Origin of the sequence: Microbacterium sp. CFBP9034 (assembly GCF_034045255.1) — a bacterium.
In the GTDB taxonomy this organism is placed as follows: Bacteria; Actinomycetota; Actinomycetes; order Actinomycetales; family Microbacteriaceae; genus Microbacterium.
Window position 1 is genome coordinate 762,647 of record NZ_JAXCWC010000002.1, and the last position, 26,805, is coordinate 789,451.

The 26,805-nt window shown below is 70.1% G+C and carries 25 protein-coding genes and 1 tRNA gene; 17 read left to right on the top strand and 9 right to left on the bottom strand.

Annotated elements, in window-relative coordinates:
• Positions 1 to 90 precede the first annotated feature (90 nt).
• On the bottom strand, positions 91 to 1,023 hold the full coding sequence (locus SOM19_RS14800) for a metallophosphoesterase (protein ID WP_320487350.1): 933 nt from the start codon (positions 1,021 to 1,023) through the stop codon (positions 91 to 93).
• Entirely contained in the window at positions 1,023 to 3,737 is a 2,715-nt protein-coding gene (locus SOM19_RS14805) for a transglycosylase domain-containing protein (RefSeq protein ID WP_320487351.1), read from the bottom strand. Before SOM19_RS14805 ends, SOM19_RS14800 begins: the two co-directional genes overlap by 1 nt.
• A gap of 108 nt (positions 3,738 to 3,845) precedes the next feature.
• Between SOM19_RS14805 and sp36 the strand changes: the two genes are divergently transcribed.
• Together sp36 and SOM19_RS14815 are read left to right on the top strand one after the other, a co-directional pair.
• Positions 3,846 to 4,061, top strand: coding sequence for a Sp36 family protein (gene sp36 / locus SOM19_RS14810; protein ID WP_320487352.1), 216 nt, complete (start codon positions 3,846 to 3,848; stop codon positions 4,059 to 4,061).
• 5 nt (positions 4,062 to 4,066) lie between these two features.
• On the top strand, positions 4,067 to 4,534 hold the full coding sequence (locus tag SOM19_RS14815) for a RidA family protein (RefSeq protein ID WP_320487353.1): 468 nt from the start codon (positions 4,067 to 4,069) through the stop codon (positions 4,532 to 4,534).
• Here SOM19_RS14815 and SOM19_RS14820 read toward each other — a convergent pair.
• A complete protein-coding gene (locus SOM19_RS14820) occupies positions 4,525 to 5,196 on the bottom strand; it encodes a TOPRIM nucleotidyl transferase/hydrolase domain-containing protein (RefSeq protein WP_320487354.1) in 672 nt (223 codons plus the stop codon). The genes SOM19_RS14815 and SOM19_RS14820 overlap by 10 nt on opposite strands.
• Positions 5,196 to 7,160 carry an acetate--CoA ligase gene (acs, locus tag SOM19_RS14825; RefSeq protein WP_320487355.1) on the bottom strand — a complete coding sequence of 655 codons (1,965 nt, stop codon included), beginning with the start codon at positions 7,158 to 7,160 and terminating at the stop codon, positions 5,196 to 5,198. Before acs ends, SOM19_RS14820 begins: the two co-directional genes overlap by 1 nt.
• 410 nt (positions 7,161 to 7,570) lie before the next feature.
• Here acs and SOM19_RS14830 point away from each other — a divergent pair, with 410 nt between their 5' ends.
• The 9 genes from SOM19_RS14830 to SOM19_RS14870 all read left to right on the top strand — a co-directional run bounded on the left by SOM19_RS14830 (position 7,571) and on the right by SOM19_RS14870 (position 16,706).
• Positions 7,571 to 8,653, top strand: coding sequence for a TadA family conjugal transfer-associated ATPase (locus SOM19_RS14830; RefSeq protein WP_414683659.1), 1,083 nt, complete (start codon positions 7,571 to 7,573; stop codon positions 8,651 to 8,653).
• Entirely contained in the window at positions 8,638 to 9,570 is a 933-nt protein-coding gene (locus SOM19_RS14835) for a type II secretion system F family protein (RefSeq protein WP_320487356.1), read from the top strand. Before SOM19_RS14830 ends, SOM19_RS14835 begins: the two co-directional genes overlap by 16 nt.
• Positions 9,571 to 9,632: 62 nt before the next feature.
• A complete protein-coding gene (locus SOM19_RS14840) occupies positions 9,633 to 9,839 on the top strand; it encodes a DUF4244 domain-containing protein (RefSeq protein ID WP_320487357.1) in 207 nt (68 codons plus the stop codon).
• Positions 9,836 to 10,171, top strand: a complete 336-nt coding sequence (locus SOM19_RS14845) for a TadE family type IV pilus minor pilin (protein WP_320487358.1) — start codon at positions 9,836 to 9,838, stop codon at positions 10,169 to 10,171. Before SOM19_RS14840 ends, SOM19_RS14845 begins: the two co-directional genes overlap by 4 nt.
• Positions 10,171 to 10,488, top strand: coding sequence for a helicase (locus tag SOM19_RS14850; protein WP_320487359.1), 318 nt, complete (start codon positions 10,171 to 10,173; stop codon positions 10,486 to 10,488). Before SOM19_RS14845 ends, SOM19_RS14850 begins: the two co-directional genes overlap by 1 nt.
• Before the next feature lie 102 nt (positions 10,489 to 10,590).
• Positions 10,591 to 13,293, top strand: a complete 2,703-nt coding sequence (gene topA / locus SOM19_RS14855; RefSeq protein WP_320487360.1) for a type I DNA topoisomerase — start codon at positions 10,591 to 10,593, stop codon at positions 13,291 to 13,293.
• On the top strand, positions 13,290 to 13,940 hold the full coding sequence (tmk, locus tag SOM19_RS14860) for a dTMP kinase (RefSeq protein WP_320487361.1): 651 nt from the start codon (positions 13,290 to 13,292) through the stop codon (positions 13,938 to 13,940). Before topA ends, tmk begins: the two co-directional genes overlap by 4 nt.
• A 43-nt stretch (positions 13,941 to 13,983) precedes the next feature.
• Positions 13,984 to 15,159 carry a DNA polymerase III subunit delta' gene (locus SOM19_RS14865; protein WP_320487362.1) on the top strand — a complete coding sequence of 392 codons (1,176 nt, stop codon included), beginning with the start codon at positions 13,984 to 13,986 and terminating at the stop codon, positions 15,157 to 15,159.
• Entirely contained in the window at positions 15,156 to 16,706 is a 1,551-nt protein-coding gene (locus tag SOM19_RS14870; RefSeq protein ID WP_320487363.1) for an alpha/beta hydrolase, read from the top strand. Before SOM19_RS14865 ends, SOM19_RS14870 begins: the two co-directional genes overlap by 4 nt.
• 19 nt (positions 16,707 to 16,725) lie before the next feature.
• On the opposite strand, the gene SOM19_RS14875 is transcribed toward SOM19_RS14870, so the two are convergent.
• The 3 genes from SOM19_RS14875 to SOM19_RS14885 form a co-directional block, all read right to left on the bottom strand.
• On the bottom strand, positions 16,726 to 17,385 hold the full coding sequence (locus SOM19_RS14875) for an ABC transporter permease subunit (RefSeq protein ID WP_320487364.1): 660 nt from the start codon (positions 17,383 to 17,385) through the stop codon (positions 16,726 to 16,728).
• Positions 17,378 to 18,415 carry a methionine ABC transporter ATP-binding protein gene (locus SOM19_RS14880; RefSeq protein ID WP_320487365.1) on the bottom strand — a complete coding sequence of 346 codons (1,038 nt, stop codon included), beginning with the start codon at positions 18,413 to 18,415 and terminating at the stop codon, positions 17,378 to 17,380. The genes SOM19_RS14875 and SOM19_RS14880 overlap by 8 nt, the downstream gene beginning before the upstream one ends.
• A 72-nt stretch (positions 18,416 to 18,487) precedes the next feature.
• Positions 18,488 to 19,384: a MetQ/NlpA family ABC transporter substrate-binding protein gene (locus tag SOM19_RS14885; protein ID WP_320487366.1), complete on the bottom strand. Its 897-nt coding sequence runs from the start codon at positions 19,382 to 19,384 to the stop codon at positions 18,488 to 18,490.
• A 219-nt stretch (positions 19,385 to 19,603) separates the two neighbouring features.
• Here SOM19_RS14885 and SOM19_RS14890 point away from each other — a divergent pair.
• Positions 19,604 to 19,676, top strand: a tRNA-Thr gene (locus SOM19_RS14890).
• Positions 19,677 to 19,738: 62 nt separating this feature from the next.
• The gene (locus tag SOM19_RS14895; protein WP_320487367.1) at positions 19,739 to 20,134 is read left to right on the top strand and encodes a hypothetical protein; all 396 of its coding nucleotides are present in this window, start codon (positions 19,739 to 19,741) and stop codon (positions 20,132 to 20,134) included.
• A 17-nt stretch (positions 20,135 to 20,151) separates the two neighbouring features.
• On the opposite strand, the gene SOM19_RS14900 is transcribed toward SOM19_RS14895, so the two are convergent.
• A complete protein-coding gene (locus SOM19_RS14900; RefSeq protein ID WP_320487368.1) occupies positions 20,152 to 21,057 on the bottom strand; it encodes an EamA family transporter in 906 nt (301 codons plus the stop codon).
• A gap of 56 nt (positions 21,058 to 21,113) precedes the next feature.
• Between SOM19_RS14900 and SOM19_RS14905 the strand changes: the two genes are divergently transcribed.
• From SOM19_RS14905 to SOM19_RS14920, 4 genes are read left to right on the top strand one after another with little or no spacing between them, the layout of a single operon-like run.
• Entirely contained in the window at positions 21,114 to 23,384 is a 2,271-nt protein-coding gene (locus SOM19_RS14905; RefSeq protein ID WP_320487369.1) for an MMPL family transporter, read from the top strand.
• Positions 23,381 to 23,959 carry an isochorismatase family protein gene (locus SOM19_RS14910; protein ID WP_320487370.1) on the top strand — a complete coding sequence of 193 codons (579 nt, stop codon included), beginning with the start codon at positions 23,381 to 23,383 and terminating at the stop codon, positions 23,957 to 23,959. The genes SOM19_RS14905 and SOM19_RS14910 overlap by 4 nt, the downstream gene beginning before the upstream one ends.
• Positions 23,952 to 24,491: a GNAT family N-acetyltransferase gene (locus SOM19_RS14915; protein ID WP_320487371.1), complete on the top strand. Its 540-nt coding sequence runs from the start codon at positions 23,952 to 23,954 to the stop codon at positions 24,489 to 24,491. Before SOM19_RS14910 ends, SOM19_RS14915 begins: the two co-directional genes overlap by 8 nt.
• Positions 24,484 to 25,152 carry a DNA alkylation repair protein gene (locus SOM19_RS14920; protein WP_320487372.1) on the top strand — a complete coding sequence of 223 codons (669 nt, stop codon included), beginning with the start codon at positions 24,484 to 24,486 and terminating at the stop codon, positions 25,150 to 25,152. Before SOM19_RS14915 ends, SOM19_RS14920 begins: the two co-directional genes overlap by 8 nt.
• 21 nt (positions 25,153 to 25,173) lie before the next feature.
• Here SOM19_RS14920 and SOM19_RS14925 read toward each other — a convergent pair whose 3' ends face one another.
• A complete protein-coding gene (locus tag SOM19_RS14925; protein WP_320487373.1) occupies positions 25,174 to 26,805 on the bottom strand; it encodes a molybdopterin-dependent oxidoreductase in 1,632 nt (543 codons plus the stop codon).

Consider the following 26,805-nt stretch of genomic DNA (forward strand, 5'->3'; position numbering starts at 1 on the left):
TGCGGCGGATTGCGGAACGTTCGGAGCCCACGCGGTGAGGATGTCCGCCGCAGACGCCCGCTGGGGAGGAGTCGCCGAGACGTCCGGAGCTCAGGGAGCGGCGGTGAGAGTGAGGACGGATGCCTCGGGCCGGCACGCGAATCGCACGGGAGCGTAGATGGAGTGGCCGAGGCCGGCGCTGACGTTGAGCGGCACCGTCCGTGCCCCGCGCCTCCACTCGCTGAGCCCGCGCGCCTGGCGCAGCGGGATGTCGCAGTTCGCGACCAGCGCGCCCACGCCAGGGATCCGCACCTGACCGCCGTGCGTGTGGCCGCCGAGGATGGCGTCTGCACCCAGGTCCGTGAACTCGTCGAGCACTCGGCGGTACGGGGCGTGCGTCACTCCGAGGGTCACGGAGGCTGCGCCGCCGTCGCGCAGATCCTCGACGAGATCGGGCAGCACCTCGAGCCGGTCCCAGCCGCGATGCGCGTCGCTCACGCCGAACGTGTCGACCCGCAGGCCCGCGGCCTGCACGGAGCCGACGGCGTTGTTCAGGTCGAGCCAGCCCAGCTCATCCGTGAAGTAGCGGTCGAGCGCCTCGGTGTCGAGCGGCTCGGCCGTGTGGACGCTGTGCGACGGACCCATGAAGTACTTGATCGGATTCCGGGGGGACGGCGCGGTGTGGTCGTTCGACCCGTGGACGAAGACGCCCGGGATGCCGCGGAGCGGGTCGAAGGCGCTGCGAAGTCCGCGCAGCCCGTCCGCGTGGCCCATGTTGTCGCCCGTGTTGACGATCAGATCGGGTTCGAGTTCGGCGAGCGCGGCGATCCACTGCTGCTTGCGGTGCTGCCACGGTGCCATGTGGGCGTCGGAGAGGTGCAGGATGCGCAGCGGGCCGGAGCCCCGCGGAAGGATCGGCAGCTGGTGACGGCGCACCGTGAAGAGGTACCGCTCGATGCCGATGCCCCAGACGGCGGCCGCCGCGCCGACCGCCCCCACCACGCCGAGCGAGGTGAGGGCGGCCCGCGAAGAGCTGAACGGCACTAGTCGTCGTCACCGCCGTCGTTGCCTCCGCCGTTCCCGCAATCGGGCGCGGCGTAGTCGACGGTGATCGCGGTGTTGCGGTTGGTGACCGTTCCCGCGGCGGGCTGTGTGGCCGTCGCCTCCCCGCGCCGGTCGGCGCCCTTGCTCTCGTTGCAGGTGCCGGGCTGCACATTGCCGAACCCTGCCTGCCGAAGCTCCGAGATGGCGCGATCGAGTGAGCGGCCTGACACGTCGGGCACTGTGAGGCCCTGCCCGTTGCTCGGGCTGATGGTGATGGGCGTCCCGCCCGCCACCTTGCCCGCTTGGGGACTCTGCGCCGCCACGATTCCGGTCGGCTGGTCGGAGTCGACGGGCGCGCCGACGATCACCTCGAACCCGGCATTGCTCAGGATCGTCGTGGCCTCCTCGACGGACTTGCCGACGACGTCGGGGAGGTCGGTGAACACCTGGCGCGACAGGTTGCTGTCGGGAGCGGGGAACTGCCCGCCGGGATACAGCTGATTCGCGAACTTCTGGATGTCGTAGGCCAGCGCGTAGCGCAGCGTGTTCAGCGCGCGGCCGTTGTGCCAGGCGTTTCGCAGGGTGATCGCGCCGTCGGCGTTGCCCACCCAGGCGGCCGTGGTCACGGTCGTGCTCGACTCGATCATCCAGGTCTGGGTCTCTTCGTGGGTGCCGGTCTTGCCGAGGAGCGGCGTGCCGTCGTTGGGATTGCCGGGCTGACCCGTGCCGCCGTTCATGACGCCGGCGAGCGCATAGGCGGCCGTGGCCGCGACCGCCGGGTCGAGCACCGGCTTGCACGTGCGATCGGGCTTCTTGATCTCGTTGCCGTCCGAGTCGGTCACGCGATCGATCGCCTGAGGCTGGCAGTAGATGCCGTTGTTCGCGACGGTGGCGTAGGCGCCGGCCATGGCCAGCGGCGACACCGCGTCGGACCCGATCACCTGGTTGGGGCCGATCATCACGATCTCCTCGCCCGTTCCGAGGGTGACGCCCATCTTCGTGGCGGCCTTGCCGATGTTGCAGAGGTCGAGAAGGGATGCCATGCCCATGAAGCCGGTGTTGAGCGACTGCTTGGTGAACTGCATCGGCGTGCCGACGAAGCCGCTCTGGTTGTTGAAGTTCTTCGGCGAGTAGGTCGTGTTGTAGTACGCGGGGTTGTTGTAGCAGGAGTCCGGGTACTCCTTGATGATGCGATCACGCCCGTTGACGACCTCGTTGACCGAGTGCCCCTTCTCGAGCCAGTCCACCAGCGTGAAGAGCTTGAAGGTCGACCCGGCGTTGAAGCCGTCGGACTGGCCGAACTGGCGATTGCCCGCGTAGACGATCGAGGAGTAGTTGGGGTCGTCCGTGATCGACTCGCTGAACTTGGTGTTCTGGGCGATCGCGAGGATGCGACCCGTCGTGGCCTCGATGCTCACGGCCGCGGCACCGAACCTGCCGCCGGGGACCGAGGTGGGCGCCACTTCGTTCATCGTCGTCTGCGCTTCGTACTGCATCCGCAGGTCGACCGTGGTGTAGATGTTCAGGCCACCGCGGCGCAGCGTCTCGGTGCGCTCTTCCGGCGTCGCGCCGAAGGCGGGATCGCGTTCGATGACGTAGCGCACGTACTGGCAGAAGTACTCGAGCCCGACGGCTCCCGCACATCCGGCCTTCGGGCGGGTGATGTTGGGAGTGATCGGCTGGAGGACGGCGGCGTCGTACTGCTCCTGCGTGATCTTCTTGTCATCCAGCAGCCGGCTCAGCACATACAGCTGCCGGCCCTTGGTCGAACTGTAGGCATCGGCGGCCGCGACGTACTGCTCCTGCGTGATCGTGCCCGCGTCGAGCAATGAGGTCAGCGCCTGGATCTGCTTCGGATTGACGTCCTCGACCGACTGGTCGGCGGCCTTGTTGTAGGTGACGCCGTCGGCGTCGCTCCACGATCCGTCGGTCTTGTCGATGCGGTACGAGTTCGGGTTCTGCACGATGCCGGCGAGGGTGGCGGCCTGCGCGAGGTTGAGATCCTTGGCGGAGACGCCGAAGTAGTACTTGGCTGCGGCGTCGATGCCGTAGGTCGTGCCGCCGAAGTTCGCGATGTTCAGATAGCCGAGAAGGATCGTCTCCTTGTCGTACTTCTGCTCGAGGGCGATGGCGTAGCGCATCTCCTGGAGCTTGCGCTCGATGCCCTCGTCGCCGACGGCCGTGGTGGCCTGAGTCCAGCAGTCGAGCTTCTCCTCCTCGGTCTGCGCCTTTGCCTCGCAGCGCTGGACGAGGATGTTCTTCACGTACTGCTGGCTGATCGTCGATCCGCCCTGGGTCTCGCCACCGCCGCGCAGGTTGGACAGCACGGCGCGCGTGGTTCCGATGAGGTCGACCCCACCGTGCTGGTAGTAGCGGGGGTCCTCGCTCGAGAGGATCGCGTCGTACATGACCGGCGCGATCTCGTTGTACTCGACGGGAGAGCGGTTCTGGTCGTAGAACTGCGTCATCTCGACGTACTCTTCGTCGGTGGGGGCGTTCTTCACCCACAGAGTGGTCGGGAGCATCAGCTTGTCGATCTCGAGCACGCTGGGCAGATTGTCGAACATCGTGATCGCGCTCGTCGCCGCGGCACCGGAAACGGCGATCGCGGGGGTGACGGTGGCGGCTACGAGGACGCCCGCCACGGCGCTCAGACCGACGAGGCCGGCGAGACCGCCGAGCACACCGCTGGCCGTGCGATTCTTATCAGGCATAGGGTTGATCGTAAGGGAATTACCTGGGCGAATCCCTGACGGACGTGCCCCCACCGGGGTGTTTCCCAGTCTCTGCACGCCTGATTCCGCACGACCCGAGGAGCCTCGATGACGACGTGGGAGTATCTCACCACGCCCCTGCTGATCCACAACACCGCTGCAATCCTCAACAACTGGGGCAAGCAGGGCTGGGAGCTGGTTCAGGTGGTGCCGGGCCCCGAGGGCGGACTCGTCGCCTACCTCAAGCGCCCGACCGGCGGGGGCGACGCGAACGCGGGACTGGATGCCGCGGCCCAGGCCGCCAAGCAGTTCGAGGGGGCGTGACTCCGGTGAGCAACACTTCCCGCCTCGCAGAACTCGGCATCTCGCTGCCCGACGTCGTGCCCCCGGTCGCCGCGTACGTGCCGGCGAAGGCGCACGGCGACCTCGTCTACACCGCCGGGCAGCTGCCCATGATCGCGGGCGCCCTGCCCGCGACCGGAAAGGTCGGCGAGGGCGACGGGCTGGTCCCCGCATCGGACGCGAAGTCCTACGCCCGTCAGAGCGCGCTGAACGCGATCGCGGCCGCCGCTGCCGCGGTCGGCGGAGTGGACCGGCTGACCGGAGTGGTCAAGGTCGTCGGATTCGTGGCATCCGTTCCCGAGTTCACCGGTCAGCCCGGTGTCATCAACGGCGCGAGCGACGTGCTCGGCGAGATCTTCGGCGAGGCGGGGACGCATGCCCGCTCGGCTGTCGGCGTGCCGGTGCTGCCGCTCGACTCGCCGGTCGAGGTCGAGGTCGTCTTCTCCTACGCCTGACGCCTAGGCCGCATCGCTGCGCGCGAGCGCCGCGACGAGGGGCCGGGGCAGCCGCTCGAGGGGAGTCGCCTCGACGAGCACGCGGGCGTAGCGGAGCTTCCGTCGTGCGCCGCTGGACACCACCGGCGCAGCTGCGCCCGGACATCGCGCTCGCGCCACTCCACCTGCTTCTGCAGCGTGCGGAACGAGGCGATGTCGCCCTGCTCGGTCAGGCAGCGTTCGACCGCTTCGGGTCCGAGGGCGCGGATGAGCTCGTCCTCGAGGTCGTCCTCGCACGCGAAGAACCCGGCCTCCTCGAGCGGACCGCCCGGCTCGATCAGGCCCACGCCGAGCAGCGCGGAACGCACCACGTCGGTCTCGGCGACGTCGTAGACCCCGCTCAGGACGGCGTGTGGTGGCCGAGCGGTCAGGGTGCGCAGCATCCGTGCCGTCCCGTGCGCGCCGCCGGTCGGCACGACCGCGACCCGCGACGCAGGCAGGTCGCGGCCGAGGCGCCGCGCGACCGCCTCGAGGGCGATCTGGTCGCTCACGCCCTCCACCAGCACGATCGCGCGCTGGTCGTCGAGACCCTCCGGCGCGGTCCGTCCGACGAGTGCGGCGGCGGGGCCCTCCGGGTAGCCCTCAAGGGCCTTCCGGGCGAGCTCGCGCCGCCGCTCGTGCATCACCTCACCTGGGCGGAGATCACGCTCATCACGGCCGTGTCGGCGAGCGTGGTGGTGTCGCCGACCTCGCGGCCTTCCGCGACATCTCGGAGCAGCCGCCGCATGATCTTGCCGGAGCGCGTCTTGGGCAGCTCGCCCACGATGTAGACGTCACGGGGACGGGCGATCGGCCCGATCTGCTCGCCGACCCACCGCCGGAGCGTCTGGGCCAGGCCGTCGGGGGAGTGCGCGTCGAGGTAGGACTGCTTGATGATGACGAAGGCGACGACGGCCTGCCCGGTCGTCTCGTCGGATGCCCCGACGACGGCCGCTTCGGCCACCGCCTCGTTGCCGACCAGCGCCGATTCGATCTCGGTCGTCGAGAGCCGGTGGCCCGACACGTTCATCACGTCGTCCACGCGGCCGAGGAGCCAGACGTCGCCGTCGTCGTCGAGCCGTGCGCCGTCCCCGGCGAAGTAGTAGCCCTGAGTGCGGAACTTCTCCCAGTAGGTCTCGACGTACCGGTCCGGGTCGCCCCAGATGCCGCGCAGCATGCTGGGCCACGGCTGCGTGACGACGAGGAGCCCGCCATTGCCGTTGCCCACGTGGCTGCCGTCCTCATCCACGACGTCCACCGACACGCCGGGCAGCGGCACCTGGGCGGAGCCGGGCTTGGTCTCGGTCACCCCGGGCAGCGCCGAGATCATGATGGCGCCGGTCTCCGTCTGCCACCACGTGTCGACGATCGGGGCCGTCTTCCCGCCGATGATCTTGCGGTACCACATCCACGCCTCGGGGTTGATCGGCTCTCCGACCGAGCCGAGGAGCCGCAGCGACGACAGGTCGAACCTCTTCGGGATCGCCCGGCCCAGCTTCATGAACGAGCGGATCGCAGTGGGCGCCGTGTAGAGGATCGTGACGCCGTACTTCTGCACGAGTTCCCACCAGCGGCCCGGGTGCGGGGTGTCGGGGGTGCCTTCGTAGAGGACCTGCGTGGCGCCGTTCGCGAGCGGGCCGTAGGCGACGTAGGTGTGGCCGGTGACCCAGCCGATGTCGGCCGTGCACCAGAACACGTCGGACTCGGGGTGGATGTCGTGCACGACCTTGTTGGTGAAGGCGGCCTGCGTCAGGTAGCCGCCCGAGGTGTGCAGGATCCCCTTCGGCTTCCCGGTGGTGCCCGAGGTGTAGAGGATGAAGAGCGGGTTCTCCGACGGGAACGCGCGCGCCTCATGGTCCGCCGACGCCGCCGGCACCACCTCGTGCCACCAGAGGTCGCGCCCCGGCGTCCACTCGACCTCGTTCTCGCCGCGTCGCACGACGAGGACGTGCTCGACGGTCTCCTGCAGCCCCGCACCGCGGTCGCCGAGGGCGAGGTCGACCGCGGGCTTGAGCGGCGACACCTTCCCCTTGCGGTAGCCGCCGTCGGCGGTGATCACGAGCTTCGCGCCCGCGTCGTCGATGCGTGCTCGAAGGCTGTCGGCCGAGAAGCCGCCGAAGACGACGGAGTGGATCGCGCCGATGCGCGCCACCGCGAGCATCGCCGCGATGGCCTCGGGGACCATCGGCATGTAGATCGCGACCCGGTCGCCCTGGCCGATGCCGAGACCTTCGAGGACGTTCGCGAGGCGCTTGACCTCGGCGGTCAGCTCGGCGTAGGTGACGCGGCGGTCGTCCCCGGGCTCGCCCTCCCACAGCAGCGCCACGCGCTCGCCGTTGCCCGCTTCGACGTGGCGGTCGAGGCAGTTGTACGCCACGTTCAGCTCGCCGTCGGCGAACCACTGGGCGAAGGGCGGGTTGGTCCAGTCGAGGACTTCGGTGAAGGGCGTGTGCCAGTGCAGTTCACGCGCCTGATCGGCCCAGAAACCCTCGGGGTCGGCTGCCGCACGGGCATACAGGTCCCGGTTCGCCACGGCGTTCGCAGCGAATTCCTCAGAGGGGGAGAACCGGCGATCCTCGGTCAGCAGGTGGTCGATCTGGCTGCTCATTGAGCACGCTCCTTTGCGGGCTGGAGGGGCGCCGGAGGTCCGGCGAGTCTGTCACGAAATGTACTTCTGGACTCCGAGAGTCACCACCCCCGTTAGTGGGTGACGCTCCAATTGTTCGACTCGACCGATATATGAGTGAGAAGGCTCTCATAATGTGTTTTGCAAGGACCCCTTCCTCGCATATGCTGTCGAGCGGCCGAACATCGATTCTGGCATTGCGGCACCCAATCACCCCCCGAAGTGGTGTGTCGCGCGTGGCGGCATCCCATTCCCCCCATGGGATGCCGCCCCTGTTTTCTCCGGGTGGTCGACGAGCATCCCGCTCCTCCCCAGGCGAGCGCCGCTCAGCCGTCTCCACAGTCGTTCTCCCACGCGCTCCGCGGCGAGGGAGCTCCTCCTACCTTCAAGGCATGCCCGAGCCGTTCGTCGTCGTCCGCCCGCAGGAGCCATGCGCTCCGAACGTTCGGAAGACGGCGATCGAGGTCGGGACCCCGAGCGGTCAGGAATCAGGATGGATGCCGAGCCCGCCGCCGCGACGACCCGCCGTCAGGCCGCGGCATCCTTCGCTCGCGCCCCTGGCGGCGTATCTGGACGATCCTGATGTCACCGACCTCTTCGTCAACGGCGGGACCGGCCTCTTCGTCGATCGCGGCTCCGGCCCCGTCGCCGCCGCGGATTGGCACGCCGGGGAGGACGAGGTGCGCGATCTCGCGATCGCCCTCATCGGGCTCGGCGGCCGGCACATCGATGACGCCACTCCCTGCGTGGACGTGCGTCTCGACGGTGGCGTGCGGGTCCACGCGGTGCTGCCTCCGGTGGCCCCCGAGGGCACCGCGATCTCGATCCGCGTTCCGAGGATGGAGCGGCCGGGGCTCGACGAGCTCCAGGCATCGGGCATGTTCGACGCCCCGGCGCGCGCCGGGCTGGAAGACCTCATCCGCCGGCGCGAGAACATCCTCGTCACCGGTGCGGCCGGCGCCGGGAAGACCACGCTTCTCGCGAGCATGCTCGGGCAGGCTCCTTCGCACGAGCGCATCGTCACGATCGAGGATGTCGCCGAACTGCGCATCGACCACGCGCACCATGTGCGGCTCGAGGCGCGGCAGTCCAACCTCGAGGGCGTCGGCGCCATCGGCCTCGCGCGGCTCGTGCGAGAAGCCCTGCGCATGCGCCCCGACAGGCTGGTGGTGGGGGAGTGCCGCGGTGAAGAGGTGCGCGAACTGCTGTCCGCCCTCAACACGGGTCACGACGGCGGTGCGGGCACACTCCACGCCAACGGGCTGCACGACGTCCCCGCCCGGCTCGAGGCGCTCGGCGCTCTGGCCGGGCTGGACGACCGGGCACTGGCCCGCCAGGTGGCCAGTGCCATCGGACGCATCCTGCACATCGAGCGCGGCGCCGACGGCGTGCGGCGGCTCGCCGGTGTGGGGCGACCGTTCGTCGACACGGCGGGTCGGCTCGCTGTCGAGGAGGTGTCATGGGCGCCCGAGTGAGAGGTCCGAAGGCGTCCGCCTCCGACGCGACCGAGACCGTGCTGCGACTGGCGGTGCTGCTCCAGGCCGGGATGTCGCCGGCACGGGCGTGGTCGCACCTGGCCGCGTCCGGCGACACGCCGGCCGCGCGGGTGGTGGCGTCGATGGACGACGGGATGCCGCTCGCCGACGCCATCGTGCAGGCCGGGGCTGTACAGCCGTCGCAGCGCGCACCCGGCGCCTCCGACGAGACTGCTCGTGCGTGGCGCGAGGTGGCAGCGGCCTGGCGCGTGGCGACGACCGTCGGCGCTCCGCTCGCCGAGAGCCTGCGTGGTCTCGCGACGGCGCTCCGCGATGCGCAGGAGGCCGCCGATGACGTGCGCGTGGCGCTCGCCGAGCCGGCGGGCACGGCGAGGCTCATGGGGTGGCTGCCCCTGGTCGCGGTCGGGCTGGGCGCGGCGCTGGGGTTCGACACGTTCGCCGTGCTGCTCGGGCAGCCGCTGGGGCTGGTGTGCCTGGCCGCGGGCGTGGCGCTCATCGTCGGCGCGCAGCGCTGGACGGCGGCACTGGTGCGCCGCGCCCGGATGGAGGGCGGGATCGCCGGACTCGAGTCCGAGCTGCTGGCGATCGCTCTGAGCGGGGGCGTCTCCGTCGAGCGCGCCATCGCCCTCGTGCGGGCGGCGGGAGTGACGGCGGATCCCGCGACCGAGGGAGTGCTCGCGCTGTCCCGCAGCGCGGGCGTGCCCGCCGTCGAGCTGCTGCGCGCCACCTCCGCGTTCGCCCGGCACCGCGCCCGCATCGAGGGGCGCCTCCGGGCGGCGCGGCTCTCGTCGCGCCTGCTCCTCCCGCTCGGCGTGTGCACGCTGCCCGCATTCCTCTTCCTCGGCGTCGCGCCGATGATGCTCAGCGTGATGTCCACGATGCCGCTCTCGCTGTGACGCGCCCGACGACGCCGTGCCCGCGAACCGTGCCCGAATCCCTTCGACCGACTGGAGCAGACATGTCCTTTCCGCCTCTCACCCCTCGCCGTGCCGCGCGGCTGTTCGCCGACGTGCTCACCGATGACACCGGCGCCGCGACCGCCGAGTACGCGATCGCGACGATGGCCGCCGTGGCCTTCGCCGGGCTCCTCGTCGTGATCATGAGGTCTGATGAGGTGCGCGGCATCCTCACCGATCTCGTGCGCCGCGCCCTCACCGTCGCGTGAACCGCCGCCGACTCGGCGACGACACCGGCTCCGTCGTCGCCGAGTTCGCGGTGGCGCTGCCGGCCGTCGCCCTGGTCCTGCTGCTCGGGATGGGAGCGCTCGGCGCCGGAGCGCGGCACGTGCGACTGCAGGACGCCGTCTCCGATGCCGCACGGCTGGCGGCGCGGGGCGAGTCCGACGACCGCGTGCACGCGGTGGTGTCGTCCGTCGCGCCGGGGGCCGCGGCCGTCATCGCGCACCGCGGCGACCTCGTGTGCGTGACCGGATCCGCTCCCGCCCTGCTCTCCGTGCGGCTGAGCGCGACGGGCTGCGCGCTCGCCGGAGGGCTCTGATGCCCGGCGCCGTCCTGTCGGCGGGGCTGGTCGGCAGCGCGGCCGTGCTCACGGTGGGCCTCCTGTCCGTTGCCGCGGGGGCGGTGTTCGGGCAGCGTCTGGCGGGAACAGCGGATGCCGCCGCCCTCGCCGCCGCGGACACCGCATCCGGCGCGGTCATCGGCGTGCCGTGCGTCCGCGCTGAAGAGGTGGCGGCGTCCGGCGGCGCCGCGATCGAGTCCTGCGACGTCGAAGGACTCATCGCCACGGTGACGGTCTCGGCGCGCTTCGGCGCGTTGCCTGCGGCCGCGTCCGCGCGTGCCGGTCCGCCGCCGTGAGCGCGGGGCGGGGCGTCGTCACATGGAGCACGCACGCAGAGCTCACAGCGACCACTCCGATAACTGGCGTGTATGGTTTGCGACGAAGAAAGGACGCCCCCGTTGGCAGAAGGCAAGAAGCTCGTCATCGTCGAGTCACCGACGAAGATGAGGTCGATCCAGGGTTACCTCGGCGATGGCTACGAGGTGCTCAGCTCGGTCGGGCACATCCGTGATCTCGCGGACAAGAAGGACATTCCGGCCGATAAGAAGGAGGCGTACGGCAAGTACTCCATCGACATCGACAACGGCTTCGACCCCTACTACGTCGAGAGCGAGCGCGGTCGGAAGACCGTCGCCGAGCTCAAGCGGGCGCTGAAGGGTGCGGACGAGCTCCTGCTCGCCACCGATGAAGACCGCGAGGGCGAAGCCATCGCGTGGCATCTTCTCCAGACGCTCAAGCCCAAGGTCCCCGTCAAGCGCATGGTGTTCCACGAGATCACCAAGGACGCGATCCAGGCGGCGGTCGGAAACACGCGCGAGCTCGACCTCGCCCTCGTCGACGCGCAGGAGACCCGGCGCATCCTCGATCGCCTGTACGGCTGGGACGTCAGCCCCGTGCTGTGGTTCAAGGTGCAGCAGGGCACGTCGGCCGGCCGTGTGCAGTCCGCCGCGACCCGCATGGTCGTGGAGCGCGAGCGCGAGCGCATGGCCTTCGTGTCGGCGTCCTACTGGGACATCGAGACGCTCGCGGTGAAGGATGCGGAGTCCTTCGCCGCGCGTCTGGCCCGTGTCGACGGCGCGTCGCTCGCCCGCGGCACCGATTTCGACGACCGCGGTGAGCTGAAGAAGGCGGTGCTTGTCCTCGACGAGGCGCAGGCGCGCGAACTGGCTGCGGCGATCGACGCGGCGGCCGAGGCATCCGTCGCGAACGTCGAAGCGAAGCCGGGCACACGCAGCCCGCGCGCTCCGTTCACCACTTCCACGTTGCAGCAGGAAGCCGGTCGGAAGCTCTCGATGAGCGCGAAGCACGCCATGAGCGTCGCCCAGCGTCTCTACGAGAAGGGCTTCATCACTTATATGCGCACAGACTCGACCGCGCTGAGCACGCAGGCCATCCAGGCCGCGCGCGAACAGGCGGTCGCCATGTACGGCGAGAAGGCCGTGCCGCTGAACCCCCGCACCTACGCGAGCAAGAGCAAGAACGCGCAGGAGGCCCACGAGGCGATCCGCCCCTCGGGCGAGACGTTCCGCACGCCGGCATCCGTCTCGGGTGAGCTCGACCGCGATGAGCAGCGCCTCTACGACCTCATCTGGAAGCGCACCATGGCGAGCCAGATGTCCGACGCCAAGTACGAGACCACCACCGTCACGCTCAGCGTCGACGCGGGCGGCCGTCGCGCGGAGTTCACGGCATCCGGCACCGTCTACACCTTCAAGGGGTTCCTCGAGGCGTACGAAGAGGGCAAGGACGAGAAGCGCGGCGACGCCGACAAGGCCGACGAGCAGTCGCTTCCCGTGCTCGCCGTCGGGGACGTGCTGCGCCTCAAGGACACCGAGGCGAAGGGCCACTCGACGAGCCCCAAGCCGCGCTACACCGAGGCCAGCCTGGTGAAGGCGCTCGAGGAGAAGGGCATCGGCCGCCCCTCGACGTTCGCGAGCATCATCGACGTGATCATCAACCGCGGCTACGTCACCAAGCGCGGTCAGGCCCTCATCCCCAGCTGGCTCGCGTTCAGCGTCGTGCGTCTGCTCGAGGAGCACTTCGCCGACCTCGTCGACTACGACTTCACCGCTGCGCTCGAGGACGACCTGGATGCGATCGCCCGCGGCGAGCAGAAGCGCGAGGATTGGCTCAAGGACTTCTACTTCGGCTCCGAGGAGCAGGTGGGGCTGCGCAACATCGTCGAGAACCTCGGCGAGATCGACGCACGCGCCCTCAACTCGACGCCGATCGGCGACGTCGCGACCCTCCGGTTCGGGAAGTACGGCCCGTACCTCGAGCTGCCCGACGCCGACAATCCCGAGGGCGACCCGCGTCGCGTCAACATCCCCGAGGATCTCGCGCCGGACGAGCTCACTCCCGCCAAGGCGCAGGAGCTCATCGACGCCCCCGTCGCCGGTGACCGCGTGCTCGGTGAGAACCCGGCGACCGGCAAGCTCGTGGTCGTGAAGGACGGACGGTTCGGCCCCTACGTGCAGGAGAGCGATCCGCCTGCCGATGAAGAGGTCGACGAGGCGACCGGTGAGATCGTCGAGGCTTCCGAGCCCGCGCCGAAGAAGCGCGGGGCCAAGAAGGAAGTCGCGCCCAAGCCGCGCACCGCGTCGCTGTTCAAGTCCATGTCGGTCGACACCATCGACCTGGAGACCGCGCTGCGGCTGCTCGACCTGCCGCGCGTCGTGGGGGTCGACCCCGAGTCCGGCGCCGAGATCACCGCGCAGAACGGCCGCTACGGCCCGTACCTGAAGAAGGGCACGGACTCGCGCACGCTGCAGAGCGAGCAGCAGCTGTTCGACATCACCCTCGACGAGGCGCTCGCGGTCTACGCCCAGCCGAAGTACGGGGCGCGCGGCGCCAGCAGCGCGCTCAAGGAGTTCGAGAACGATCCCGTGAGCGAGAAGCCGATCAAGGTGAAGGACGGCCGGTTCGGCCCGTACGTCACCGACGGCGTGACCAACGTGACGATCCCGCGCGGCCAGACGCCCGACGACATCACGTACGAGATCGCCGTCCAGATGCTCGCCGACAAGCGTGCCAAGGGCCCCGCTCCCAAGCGCACGACCGCGCGCAAGACGACGACGAAGAAGGCGCCGGCCAAGAAGTGAGCGCGGCGGCATCCCACCCCCGGACGACGGGTGGCCTGTTCGTGACGTTCGAGGGCGGGGACGGTGCGGGCAAGACGACGCAGTCGACGCTCCTCGAGGAGTGGGTCGCAGACGCCGGGCGCACCGTCGTGCGCACGCGCGAGCCCGGGGGCACGGAGGTCGGCGCGCTCATCCGCGACATCGTGCTCCATCACCGCGGCGAGGTCGCGCCGCGCGCCGAGGCGCTCCTTTACGCGGCCGACCGCGCTCACCACATCGAGACGGTGGTGCGCCCGGCGCTCGCGCGCGGCGACGTGGTGATCCAGGACCGGTACCTCGACTCCTCGGTGGCATATCAAGGCGCCGGACGGGTCCTCGGCCGCGACGAGGTGCGCGATCTGTCCCTCTGGGCGGCGGAGGGGCTGCTTCCCGATCTCACCGTCCTCCTCGACCTCGACCCCGCGGCGGCGCGCGCCCGACTCGACGCCGACGACAAGCCGTTCGACCGGCTCGAGGCCGAGCGCGAGTCGTTCCACGCCCGCGTCCGCGAGGAGTTCCTCGCGCTCGCGGGGGCCGAGCCCGACCGTTTCCTCGTGCTGGATGCCACGCTCCCGGCCGAGCAGCTGGCGGCGGCGGTGCGCGACCGCGTGCGGCCGCTCCTGGGCTGATGCCCGGGCGGACGCGTCGGACGCGGCGGTTAGGCTGAGCGGGATGGATGCCACGGCGAGCCCGACGACCGCGACGGTGCACTCCGACGTGCCGTGGGGTGCGGTCTGGGGGCAGGACGACGCGGTCGCGGCGCTGCAGGACGCGGCATCCGACCCCGCGGCCCTGACCCATGCGTGGCTCATCACCGGCCCTCCCGGCTCCGGCCGCTCGACGCTGGCCTACGCCTTCGCCGCCGCGCTGATCGCCGAAGAGGGCGACGAGAACGCGATGCGACAGGTCCTCGCCGGCACGCACCCCGACCTCACCGCCCTGCGCACCGAGGGCGTCATCATCTCCATCAAAGACGCCAGGGCGCTCGTGGAGCGGTCGTACTTCTCTCCCTCCCTCGGCCGGTACCGGGTCATCGTGATGGAAGACGCCGATCGCATGGCCGAGCGCACCTCCAACGTGCTGCTCAAGGCGCTCGAGGAGCCGCCCGAGCGGACGGTCTGGGTGCTGTGCGCCCCGAGCGACGCCGACCTGCTGCCCACGATCCGCTCGCGCGTCCGCACCCTCCGGCTGCGCGAACCCGATGTCGCCGACGTGGCGCGACTGATCGTCGAGCGCACCGGAGCCGATCCCGCCACGGCCGAGCAGTCCGCGCGGCATGCCCAGCGCCACATCGGCATGGCGCAGCGGCTGGCGACGGATGCCGCGGCCCGTGCCCGCCGCGACGACACGCTGCGCGCGGTGCTCCGCGTGCGGGGCGTCGGCGACGTGGTCGAGGTCGCCGGCCGCATCGTGCAGGCCGCGACCGACGACGCAAAGGCGCTCACCACCGAGCGGGACGAGGCGGAGCGGGCCGGTCTGCTGCGCACGCTCGGCATCGCCGCGGGCACGCCGGTGCCGCCGACCGTGCGCTCGCAGCTGTCGGCCCTCGAGGACGATCAGAAGCGCCGCGCCACACGCAGCCTGCGAGACGGCATCGACCGCGTGCTCACCGATCTCGAGTCGATGTTCCGCGATGTTCTCATGCTGCAGTTCGGTCGCGACACCGAGCTGATCAATCGCGAGCTCGAGCCCGATCTCCGGGCACTCGCCGAAGCGTGGACGCCCGATCGCACCCTCGCCGTCGTCGACCGGATCGGCGAGACCCGCAAGAACGTCGAACTCAATGCCGCTCCGACCCTCGCCCTCGAGAGCATGCTCGTGACCGTCGCGAGCGGAAGGACCCCGTGAACACTCCTCGTCGTGCTCGACGCCTCGCCGGCATCATCGCCGGGCTGGCGGTGGCGTCGCTCGCCCTGAGCGGGTGCGTCTCCGTCCTCATCCCGGAAGACGGACCGGTCTCGACGGCCAGTCCTGCACCCGACACCGAGGGCGTCACCGCCGAGCTGCTCCCGTACTACGGGCAGTCGCTCGCCTGGACGGACTGCGGCGACGGCCTGGACTGCACCACGGTCACGGCGCCCCTCGACTGGTCCGACACCGCGAAGGGCGACATCGAGCTGTCGATCATCCGCAGCCGCGCCACGGGCGGGGAAGCCATCGGCTCACTGCTCACCAACCCCGGCGGACCGGGTGCGAGCGGCGTCGGGCTGATCCGCGACTCCCTGGAGTACGCGGTGGGCGAGCCCCTGCGCGAGCAGTTCGACGTGATCGGGTTCGACCCGCGGGGGGTGGGGGAGTCCACCGCCGTGCGCTGCTACGACGCCGACGAGATGGACGCGTACCTCTTCGACATCGCCGAGAACACGCGGGGGTCGGATGCCTGGACCGGCGAGCTGCTCGACCGGCACAGCGCCTTCGCCGAGGCGTGCGAGGACGCGAGCGACGGGATCCTGCCGTACGTCACCACCGACAACGCCGCGCGCGACATGGATCTGCTGCGCGCCGTGCTCGGCGACCGCGAGCTCTCCTACCTCGGCTACTCCTACGGCACCTTCCTCGGCGCGACGTACGCCAAGCTGTTCCCGGATCGCGTCGGACGCCTCGTGCTGGACGGCGCGATCGACCCGTCGATCTCGGGGCTGGACGTCGGGATCACCCAGGGCGTCGGGTTCGAGTCGGCTCTGCGCGCCTACATGGCGGATTGCCTCGAAGGCAGCGACTGCCCGTTCCGCGGCACCGTCGATCAGGCCATGCTCGACCTCGGCGCCCTCCTGGCCTCGGTCGACCGCGACCCCATCCCGAACTCGGACGGCCGCATGCTCGGCGCCGATTCGCTCATGACCGCCATCGTCGCCGCGCTGTACTCGGAGGACAGCTGGGAGTACCTCACGCTCGCCCTCGACGGTGCGCTGCAGGGTGAAGCCGAGACCGCGTTCCAGCTGGCCGACTTCTACTTCAACCGCGAAGGCGGCGCGTACCTCGACAACTCCACCGAGGCGTTCCGGGCCTACAACTGCATGGACTACCCGGTCGACTCCACCGAGGAGGAAGTCGCCGCAGCGGAGGCGCTGCTCGCCGAGAAAGCTCCCACCGTCGCCCCGTACTGGGCCGGGCCCGATCCGTGCGAGGTGTGGCCCTACCCGGCCACCGGCATCCGCGAGCCCATCGCGGCCGCCGGCGCGGCGCCGATCGTCGTCGTGGGCACCACGAACGACCCGGCCACGCCGTACGAGTGGTCGGTCGCCCTCGCGGAGCAGCTCGAATCCGGCGTCCTGGTCACGCGGGTCGGCGAAGGCCACACGGGGTACAACAAGGGCAACGCGTGCGTCGACCAGGCGGTCGAGACGTATCTGCTCGACGGGACGGTTCCGGAGGACGGGCTCGTCTGCGAGTAGAGACCGGTCGGCGAGAGGGTCAGCGGCGCAGCACGCGACGGGCGAGGGCGTTTCCGAGGAACTGCACGCCCTGCACGATCACGATGATGACGACGACCGCCGACCACGTCACCCACGGGTTGAACTGCTTGAACCCGTAGACGATCGCGAAGTCGCCGAGGCCGCCCGCGGCCACCGCGCCCGCCATCGCCGTCATGTCGACGAGCGCGACGACGATGAACGTGTAGCCCAGGATGAGCGGGCCGAGCGACTCGCGGGGGACGAGCCGGAAGAGGATCCGGGAGCGGCTGGCACCGGCCGCCCTGGCGGCTTCGATGACGCCCGGGCGCACCGTCAGCAGGTTCTGCTCGACGATCCGGCTGATCGCGAAGAGCGAGGCGACCGAGATCACGAAGACGCCGAAGTTGGTGCCGATACCGGGGATGCCCAGACTCCGTGCGAGCGGCTGCAGCGCGGTGAGGAGGATCACGAACGGGATGGGGCGCACCGTGTTCACGATGACGTTGAGGGTGCCGAACAACGCGCGATGGGGGAAGAGGCTGCCGGCACGGGTGGCGTAGAGCGCCACCCCCAGGATGAGACCGCCCAGGCCGCCGAGCAGCAGGCTGAACGTCACCATGTAGAGCGTCTCGGCGGTGGCCGCCCACAGCTCCGGGAGCAGGTCGATGAGCCTATCCACGGCCATCCTCCTCGATCAGGGGCGCGAACTCCGACGCGGCGGCGATGGCCCGACTGACCGCGTCGTCGGCACCGGTGAGCGCGAGGGTGAGGTGGCCGAAGACCCGCCCGCGGATGTCGTTGATGCCGCCGTGGATGAGCTCGAAGCGCACGCCGTGCGAGGAGAGCGCCTCGAAGACGTCGGACTGCGTCACGTCGCCGTCGCGGATGGTGAAGGTGACGATCCGGCCGGGGTGCCGCTCACGGAGGGTGCGCAACTGCTCGCCGACGGGCACGTCCTCGATGATGCTGGAGACGAATCGCCGCGTCGACGGGTGCTGCGGAGCCGAGAGCACATCGAAGACGGGGCCGCTCTCGATGATGCGGCCGGCTTCCATGACGACCACGCGGTCGGCGAGCGTGCGGATGACGTCCATCTCGTGCGTGATGACCAGGATCGTGATGCCGAGCTCGCGGGTGACGCGCGTGAGGAGCCCCAGCACCTCCTGGGTGGTGTCGGGGTCGAGGGCGCTGGTGGCCTCGTCGGCGAGGAGGATGCGGGGGTTCGTGGCGAGGGCGCGGGCGATGCCGACGCGCTGCTTCTGGCCCCCGGACAGCTGCTCGGGATAGCTGCGGGCCTTGTCGGCGAGACCGACGAAGCGGAGGAGCTCGTCGACGCGGGTGGAGATCTCCGCCCGCGAGCGCCCTGCGATCTCCAGCGGGTAGGCGACGTTCTTGGCGACCGTGCGCGATTCGAAGAGGTTGAACTGCTGGAAGATCATGCCGATGTCGGCGCGGAGCTCCCGGAGCTCGCGCTCTCGGAGAGCCGTGATGTCGCGGCCGTCGATCTCGACGGTGCCCGCGGTCGGCGTTTCGAGGGCGTTGACGAGACGCAGCACGGTGCTCTTGCCCGCACCGGAGTACCCGATGATCCCGCACACCTCCCCGGCGTCGATCGTCAGGTCGACGTCGTCGACCGCGGTGACCGGGGATGCGTCCTTGGCGGAGGGCGGGAAGGTCTTGGAGACCCCGCTCAGACGGATGAGGCTCATGGTGCTTCCTGGAGACGTGCCTGTGCGGCCCGACCGATCGGACGGGCCGCACAGGCGACGGAACGGCTGGTGCTACTGGTTGGCGCGGATGTCGTCCTCGACGTCGGTGAGCGACGCGACGAGATCGGCGGCCGGAGTGTCGACGAAGACGGCGGTGCCGCCCGATGCCTCCTGGACGCCGTCCAGCACGTCCTGCGTGCTCTGGTAGATCTCGACGAGCTTGAGGTACGTCGGGTTCTCGGCGTCCTCGGCGCGTGCGGCGAAGATGTTGATGTACGGCAGCGCGTTCGGGTCCGACGGGTCGTCGACGGCGATGGCGTCGTCGAACGTCAGCCCGGCGTCGGCGACGAAGTCGTTGTTGATGATGGCCGCCGCCACGTCGGGCAGCGAGGTGGCGGTGAGGGCCGCGTCGAGGGCCTCGACCTTGACCTTGGACGACGGCTCCACGTCCGCGACGGTGGAGAAGATCGAGCCGCCGTCCGCGAGCTCGATCAGGCCGGCGGACTGGAGCACGAGCAGGCCGCGAGCCTGGTTGCTCTCGTCGTTCGGCACGGCGACGGTGGAGCCGTCGGGGATGTCCTCGACGGAGTCGTACTGCGACGAGTACAGGCCGAGCGGGTAGATGGCCGTCGCCCCGATGGGCTGCAGGTCGTCGTCGCTGGCGACGTTGTAGGTCGCGAGGTAGATCACGTGCTGGAACTGGTTGAGGTCCAGCTCATCCGCGGAGAGAGCCGGGTTCGGCTGTGTGTACTCGCTGAAGTCGACGAGCTCGATCTCGATGCCCTCGGCGGCCGCGGCCTCCTTGTAGGTCTCCCAGTACGGGTCGCCGGCGCCCACGACGCCGATGCGGACGACCTCGTCGGTGGTGCCTGCGTCGCCGCTGCCGGCATCGCTCGTGCCGGCGCACCCGGCGAGGAGGAGGGCGAGGGGAAGGGCCGCTGCGGCCGCGATCGTGAACTTCTTGGACATCTGGTGCTCCTGTGCGTCGTGGTCCGCGGCGGCTGTCGGAACACGAACACGATCGCTCGACCGCGCTCGCTCCGTCGCGGTACCGCCTCGACGCTACGTCGCGCTCCCGCGAGGGCCGAATCGGGTCGTAACACGTCGACACCGGGAGCCGGGCGGCTGTTCGCGAGCACCTCTGCGACCCTGTAAGATCGTTGATCGTGCATAGCGCAAGCGAAGCGCGCCACCTTAGCTCAGTCGGCAGAGCGATTCACTCGTAATGAATAGGTCAAGGGTTCGATTCCCTTAGGTGGCTCGGACAGTGGAGGCCCGCTTCTGGCGGGCCTCTTTCGTACCCGCACACCCGGTGAGGATCCGATGGACTCTGCGATCGACGCCCTCGTCGAGATCTTCTCCTGGGTCGGGTTCGGCCTCGGTGCGCTGCTCGCGGGAATCGCCCTCATCATGCACCTGGTCGACGGCACCTGGCTGCCCGCGCGCGCCGTGGTCGAAGACGCCGAGCACGGCCGGATCGTGCGCTGGTTCGACCAGGACGGCGGCGTGAACGAGTCGCATCTCTCTCACGAGCAGGAGCGCGCGCTGGCGGGCAAGGACATGGCCGACATCTACTACCGTCGCGGGAAGATCGGGCGGATGCGGCTGACTCCGGGTTCGCCATCGGTGCGAGCGTTCGCACTGCTGTCGCTCGGGCTGGTCGGTGTCGGCGTCGTCGCGCTCGTCACCTCCGGGGTGCTGCTCTTCACACGCGGCTGAGCCCACCCGCACGGCGATCAGCCGAGCGCCAGCATCCCGCCCGCGACGAGGGCCAGGCCGAGCCCCAGCCACTGCACACCGGCGACCCGCTCCCGGAGCACGAGTGCTGCGAGCAGGATGGTGCCGGCCGGATACAGCGCCGTCAGCGCGGAGACGATCGACAGGTCGCCCGCCCGCAGTGCGATGAGCATCAGCGCGTTGGCGGCGGCATCGACCACGCCGCACGCGATCGCGAGCCACCACGCCCGTGCGAGCGACGTCGCTCCCGGCGTCTCAGCGGCGCCCGGGGGAGCGAGGACGGATGCCGCGCCCTGCCCGCGACGCACCGCCACGAGCGCCAGCACGCCGACGATGGCGACGGTGACCGTGAGCGTGGTGGCGCGGCTCAGCACGAGGGGCACGAGTCCGCTCTCGCTCGACGTCTGGTCGACCGCGATGAGGAATCCGCCGATGGCGAGTCCCGCCCCCACCGCCATGAGGAGGCCCCGTGCGCTGGGACGCACGACCTTCTCGCCCGGGATGAAGCCGACGAGCACCACCGCGACGAGGGCGACGCCGAGTCCGGCGTAGGCCACCGGGGAGAGCGTCTCGTCGTCGATCAGGAGTCCCCAGAGCATCGGCGCGATCGCCGACACGACGGCCGTGAGTGGGGAGAGGATGCTCATCGGCCCGATCGCCAGGCAGGCGTAGAGGAGGGCGACGGCCGCCACTCCGAAGCACCCCGCCAGCACGCCCCAGGCCAGATCGGGTCCGGCCCATTCGCCGCCGATCAGAGGCTGCACGACGACCAGCGCAGCCAGGCCCGACAGCGCGGCGACAGCCGTGACCACGATCGAGCGGAGACGCTTGGCGGCGAGGCCGCCGAAGAAGTCCGCGGCCCCGTAGATGAGGGCGCCGACCAGAGCGAGGGCTGCCGAGATCATCGCCTTTCAGCATACGGATGGTGCGCAGAACCTATTTCGCTAGATAAGCTAGCGATATGGCCTCTCCTCACCGCTCGCGTCGCCTGCCCAGCCGGTGGCTTCGCATCGGCATTCCGTCGCTGCTCGTCCTCGTCTGGCTCGTCGTCGGCTCGATGGGCGGTCCCTACTTCGGGAAAGTCGACGAGGTCTCGTCCAACGACCGGTCGTCGTTCCTGCCGGAGAGCGCGGATGCGACGCAGGTGAACGAGCAGCTCCCCGGTTTTCTGGGCGACGACACGATCCCCGCCGTGGTGGTCGTCACCGGTGAGGGCGATCTGACCGAGGCGGAGCTCGCCGACGTGCAGACCCTCGCCGACGACATCGCCGGCATCGAGGGGGTGAAAGACGGTGTTTCCCCGCCGATCGTCTCGGACGACGGCGCGGCGGCGCAGATCTTCGTGCCCATCGACGCGAGCGGCGAGGTGAGCGACATCGTCGAGGAGATCCGCACCCTGGTCGCCGACGACCTTCCCGAGGGCATGGAGGGCTGGGTGACCGGTCCGGCGGGTTTCACCGCGGACCTGGTCGAAGGCTTCCTCGGCATCGACGGCCTGCTGCTCGCCGTGGCGCTCATCGCCGTGTTCGTGATCCTCGTCATCGTCTACCGGTCGCCGCTGCTGCCGGTCCTGGTGCTGCTGACCTCGGTGTTTGCGCTGTGCGTCGCGCTCCTGACCGTCTGGTGGCTGGCCAAGGCCGGCATCGTCGTCCTCAACGGGCAGGTGCAGGGCATCCTCTTCATCCTCGTGATCGGCGCCGCCACCGACTACGCCCTGCTCTATGTCGCACGGTTCCGCGAGGCGATCGCCGACGGCGCGAATCGGTGGGATGCCACGACCAGGGCTTGGCGCGGAGCCTTCGAGCCGATCCTCGCCTCGGGCGGCACGGTCATCGCGGGCCTCCTGTGCCTGCTGCTGTCCGACCTCGCGACGAACCGGGCGCTGGGCCCGATCGCGTCGATCGGGATCGCCTTCTCCGTGCTGTCCGCACTGACGTTCCTGCCCGCGCTCCTCGCCCTGGTCGGCCGCAGCGCCTTCTGGCCCTTCATCCCGAAGCAGCCGCTGGCGATGATCCCCGACGACCTCACCGAGCCGGTCAAGGGCTTGTGGCCCCGCCAGGCGCGGTTCATCGCACGGCACACCCGGGCCGTCTGGGTGATCTCGACGATCGTCCTGCTGATCGGTGCGCTCGGGCTCACCCAGCTGAAGGCGGACGGCGTGCCTTCGAGCGACCTCGTGCTCGGGGCATCCGAGGCGCGCGACGGTCAGGAGGTGCTCGCCGAGCACTTCCCGGCGGGATCGGGAAGCCCCGTGTACGTCATCGTCCCCGAGGAGGACCTGGCCGCGACCGTCGAGGTGCTCGATGCCAGCGACGGGATCGACTCGGTGGCCGTGGCCTCGGAGGATTCTCCGACCGGCCAGGCCGACGTCGCGGTCGAGGACGGCGAGCCGGTGTTCACCGCGGTCGGGCCACCGGGCACGCCCGCACCCGCGCCGACCGTCTCGGACGGCGACGTCCTCGTGATCGGCACTCTGACCGATGCCGCCGACTCCCTCGCGGCCGAAGACACGGTGCGCGAGCTCCGCGCCGACCTCGATGATTCGCTGGGTGCGGGCACGGCCCTCGTCGGCGGCGAGACCGCGACCGACATCGACTCGAACGACACGTCGATCAGGGACCGGACGGTCATCATCCCGGTCATCCTCCTGGTCATCCTGCTCATCCTCATGCTGCTGCTGCGATCGATCGTGGCGCCCGTGCTGCTCATAGCGACCGTCATCCTGTCGTTCGCGACCGCACTCGGCGTGAGCGCGCTGGTCTTCAACCAGGTGCTCGGGTTCCCGGGCGCCGACCCCGCCGTGCCGCTCTACGGGTTCGTGTTCCTGGTCGCGCTGGGCGTGGACTACAACATCTTCCTCATGTCGAGGGTGCGCGAGGAGTCGCTCGTCCACGGCACGAGACCCGGCATCCTTCGAGGACTCGTCGCGACCGGCGGTGTCATCACGTCCGCGGGCCTCGTCTTGGCGGCCACCTTCGCCGCCCTGGGCGTGATCCCGATCCTGTTCCTCGCGCAGCTCGCGTTCATCGTGGCCTTCGGTGTGCTGCTCGACACGTTCGTCGTGCGGTCCCTCCTCGTACCGGCCCTGTCGTACGACATCGGCCGCGCGATCTGGTGGCCGTCGAAGCTGTGGCGCAACGACGGTGCGGCCCCCACCGTCGAGCCCTCGCCGGTCGCCGAAGACGGACACCTGCTCACACGGGAGGAGTACCGGCGTACCCTCGAATCATGAGCAAGGCGCTGTTCATCGTCGACGTCCAGAACGACTTCACCGAGGGCGGGGCGCTCGCCGTGTCCGGCGGTGACGCGGTCGCCGAGGCGATCACGCGACATCTCGCCGCCCACGCGGGGGAGTACGCCGTGATCGTGGCCTCGCGCGACTGGCACGATGCCGACAACGACAACGGCGGGCATTTCCACCCCGAGCCCGACTTCGTCGGCACCTGGCCGGTGCACTGCGTGGGTGGCACAGAGGGTGCCGAGTACGACCCGGGGCTCGACACCGGTGCCGTGACGCACCACGTCAAGAAGGGCCAGGGCAAGCCGGCGTACTCCCTGTTCGAGGGCACCACCGACGATGGCACGACGGTGGCTCAGCTGCTCGACGAGCACGGCGTGGTCGACATCGACGTGACCGGCCTCGCCACGGACTACTGCGTGCGGGCCTCCGTGCTCGACGCGATCGAGCACGGCCGGCACGTGCGGGTGCTGACGGACCTGGTGGCCGGCGTCGCCGCCGAGTCCAGCGACGCAGCGCTCGCCGAGCTCGCCCACGCCGGCGCGGAACTCGCGGAGTCCGGTGCCTGACGCGCACATCCGCCGTGTGCTCGCGAGCGACGGCGCGCGGCTGCGCGCGCTCCGGCTCGAAGCGCTCGGCGACCCGGCGGCAGGCATCGCCTTCCTCGAGACGCGCGACGAGGCAGCGGCGCGTCCGGATGAGTTCTGGGACGAGCGGGCCGTCGTCGCCGCGCTGACCGGCTCCGCGGCCCAGTTCATCGCAGAGGCCGGGCCGACGTGGGTGGGAACCGTCACGGTGCTCGTGCCCGAGCCGGGACGCCCCGACTACTTCGGCCGAATCCGCGATGAGGGAACGGCCCTCATCGTCGCCGTCTACATCGCGCCGTCCCGCCGCGGGCAGGGTCTCCTCGGCGAGCTTCTCGACGCCGCCGCCGAGTGGGCAGCGTCCCAGGGATGCACCGAGCTCGTCCTCGACGTGCACGAGGACAACGCTCGCGCCCGGGCCGCCTATGCCCGGATGGGCTTCCAGCCGACCGGGGGAACCATCGACGGTCAGAACGGCCGGGAGCTCGAGATGGAGAAGCGGCTCGACCGTGCCTGAGCCGCTCACGGCGGAAGCGGTGCGGGCGGCGCTGGAGGCCGAGGCATCCGTCGACCAGCGTGCCAAGATCCGTGCGCGCCTGACGGACGACGCCACCGAGGTGATCGGCGTCCGGATGGGGACGGTCTTCGACATCGCGAAGGCGAACGAGCGGATGCCTCTTTCCGAGGTCGACCGCCTCCTCGACTCGGACGTGTACGAGCTGCGGATGGTCGCGGTGTCGATCCTCGACTTCCAGGCTCGCCGGAAAGGTGTGGACCGCCAGGCGCTGTACGAGCTCTGGATGCGACGGCTGGACCGCATCGACACCTGGGACTACATCGACCGGTCAGCGCCCCGCGTCGTCGGCTGGTACCTGCTCGACAAGCCCCGCGACGTGCTGTTCGAGCTGGCACGCTCACCTGACTGGTGGCATCGCCGTGCGGCCGTCACGGCGGCCTTCTGGATCATCCGCTCCGGCGATCTCGACGACCCCCTCGCGCTGTGCGACATCCTCGCCGCAGATCCCGAGCATCTCGTCCAGACGAACGTCGGCGTTGCGCTGCGCGAGATCGGGAGAGTGGATGCCGCGCGCCTGCGCGAGTTCCTCGACCGGCGGGGCGACGAACTCAGCGCCCACGCCCGTCGGACGGCCCGCACGGCGCTCGACCAGCGGAACTGATCCCGACCGGCTCTTCGCTCGCTAGGTCACCTGCACCAGCGTGCGCTGCCAGCCCGACGAGCCGTTGGGCGCGATGGGCGCACGCTCCTCGATCTGCAGGTCGCCGTTCTTGTTCACCGCCCTCACCGTGATGAAGTGGCTGCCGGCCGCGGCGTCCCAGTCCAGGAACCATTGCACCCACGTGTCTTCGTTCACCGGCGACGAGAGGGTCGCGGCTTGCCAGTCGCCGTCGTCGATGCTGACCTCCACACGCTCGATGCCGACGGTCTGGGCCCACGCCACTCCGGCGATCGCCGTGCGGCCGGCGGGAACGGCGGTGCCGGTGCGCGGCGTATCCAGGCGCGATGAGAACTTGATCGGCGCCTCCGCGCTGTAGCCGCGCGGGGTCCAGTAGGCCTCGTCGTCCGCGAAGGTCGTGACCTTGAGCTCCGTCAGCCACTTGGTCGCGGAGACGTAGCCGTAGAGCCCGGGCACGACCATGCGCACGGGGAACCCGTGTTCGAGGGGCAGAGGCTCGCCGTTCATCGCGACCGCGAGGATGGCATCCGTCCCCTCGTCGGTGAGCGAGCTCAGCGGAGTGCTCGCGGTGAATCCGTCGACGCTCGTGGACAGCACCATGTCGGCGCCCGATCGGACACCCGCCATCTTCAGCACGTCGCGCACGGGCACACCGAGCCACTTGGCGTTGCCGAGCAGGTTGCCGCCTACTTCGTTCGAGACGCAGGTGAGGGTGATCGAGTACTCGTCGAGGCCCATGCCCACCAGGTCGTCGAAGGTCAGCTCGACCCGCTCGTCCACCATCCCGTCGACCACGAGCCGCCAGGTGGCCGGATCGATCGAGGGGACGGTGAGGGCCGTATCCACGCGGTAGAAGTCGGCGTTCGGCGTGAACAGCGGCGAGATGCCCTCGATGTCGAGCTCGGCGCCGTCGGGCACGATGACGGTCGATCGCGGAGCGGGCAGGTTGAGAGCCTTGCGCACGCCCGCGATCGACGACGTCGTGGCGTTGACCACCCGTGCGCCGATGCCGACGATGACGGCGGATGCCGCGGCGATGGCCGTGATCCGGAAGAAGGACCGTCTGTCCAGGCCTCCGGGTCGCTCCTCGACGGCCGGAGCACTCTTCGGAGGGTGCACGAAGGGCCGGTCGGCGAGTGGGGCGGTCTCCGGGACGGCGGGTGCACCCGCAGCCACGCCCGCCCAACGGCGGAGCCGGGTGACGAGGGAGGTGAGGAGGATGCAGCCGGCCAGCGTCCCCGCGATCGGGGGAAGGGCGGCGAACGGCGTCGCGCCGGCCCGGGTGACGATCGCGGCGACGGAGAGCCCGCCGGCGATCACCAGGAGGATCACCCCCAGCGGGGGCTTGAGGAACTGCGCGATGCCCGTGATGACGGCAGCGACGAACACCGCGAGTCCGAGGCCCGCGAGCAGGGCGATCTTGTCGTACTCGCCGAAGGTCGCGATCGCGAACTCCTTGAACGGCTGCGGCACGATGTCGATGACGAACGAGCCGATCGCCAGGATCGGGCTGCTCTCGCGAGCGACGACAAGTGCGACGCACTCGGCGACGGCAAGGAAGACGGCTGCGCTCACCACGCCCGCGAGCGCCGCGAGCGACAGGAACTTCAGACGTTCTCTGCGACTGGTCGCCAT

Excerpts from the sequence above, each read along its gene's own strand:
- SOM19_RS14865 (WP_320487362.1), top strand. The coding sequence starts at position 13,984 with ATGGATGCCACGGCGAGCCCGACGACCGCGACGGTGCACTCCGACGTG.
- SOM19_RS14830 (WP_414683659.1), top strand. The coding sequence starts at position 7,571 with ATGCCCGAGCCGTTCGTCGTCGTCCGCCCGCAGGAGCCATGCGCTCCG.
- SOM19_RS14850 (WP_320487359.1), top strand. The coding sequence starts at position 10,171 with ATGCCCGGCGCCGTCCTGTCGGCGGGGCTGGTCGGCAGCGCGGCCGTG.
- SOM19_RS14820 (WP_320487354.1), bottom strand. The coding sequence starts at position 5,196 with ATGCACGAGCGGCGGCGCGAGCTCGCCCGGAAGGCCCTTGAGGGCTAC.
- SOM19_RS14880 (WP_320487365.1), bottom strand. The coding sequence starts at position 18,415 with ATGAGCCTCATCCGTCTGAGCGGGGTCTCCAAGACCTTCCCGCCCTCC.
- SOM19_RS14835 (WP_320487356.1), top strand. The coding sequence starts at position 8,638 with ATGGGCGCCCGAGTGAGAGGTCCGAAGGCGTCCGCCTCCGACGCGACC.
- SOM19_RS14885 (WP_320487366.1), bottom strand. The coding sequence starts at position 19,384 with ATGTCCAAGAAGTTCACGATCGCGGCCGCAGCGGCCCTTCCCCTCGCC.
- SOM19_RS14840 (WP_320487357.1), top strand. The coding sequence starts at position 9,633 with ATGTCCTTTCCGCCTCTCACCCCTCGCCGTGCCGCGCGGCTGTTCGCC.
- SOM19_RS14910 (WP_320487370.1), top strand. The coding sequence starts at position 23,381 with ATGAGCAAGGCGCTGTTCATCGTCGACGTCCAGAACGACTTCACCGAG.
- SOM19_RS14805 (WP_320487351.1), bottom strand. The coding sequence starts at position 3,737 with ATGCCTGATAAGAATCGCACGGCCAGCGGTGTGCTCGGCGGTCTCGCC.
- SOM19_RS14905 (WP_320487369.1), top strand. The coding sequence starts at position 21,114 with ATGGCCTCTCCTCACCGCTCGCGTCGCCTGCCCAGCCGGTGGCTTCGC.
- SOM19_RS14925 (WP_320487373.1), bottom strand. The coding sequence starts at position 26,805 with ATGGCGACCAGTCGCAGAGAACGTCTGAAGTTCCTGTCGCTCGCGGCG.
- SOM19_RS14895 (WP_320487367.1), top strand. The coding sequence starts at position 19,739 with ATGGACTCTGCGATCGACGCCCTCGTCGAGATCTTCTCCTGGGTCGGG.
- SOM19_RS14900 (WP_320487368.1), bottom strand. The coding sequence starts at position 21,057 with ATGATCTCGGCAGCCCTCGCTCTGGTCGGCGCCCTCATCTACGGGGCC.
- acs (WP_320487355.1), bottom strand. The coding sequence starts at position 7,160 with ATGAGCAGCCAGATCGACCACCTGCTGACCGAGGATCGCCGGTTCTCC.
- sp36 (WP_320487352.1), top strand. The coding sequence starts at position 3,846 with ATGACGACGTGGGAGTATCTCACCACGCCCCTGCTGATCCACAACACC.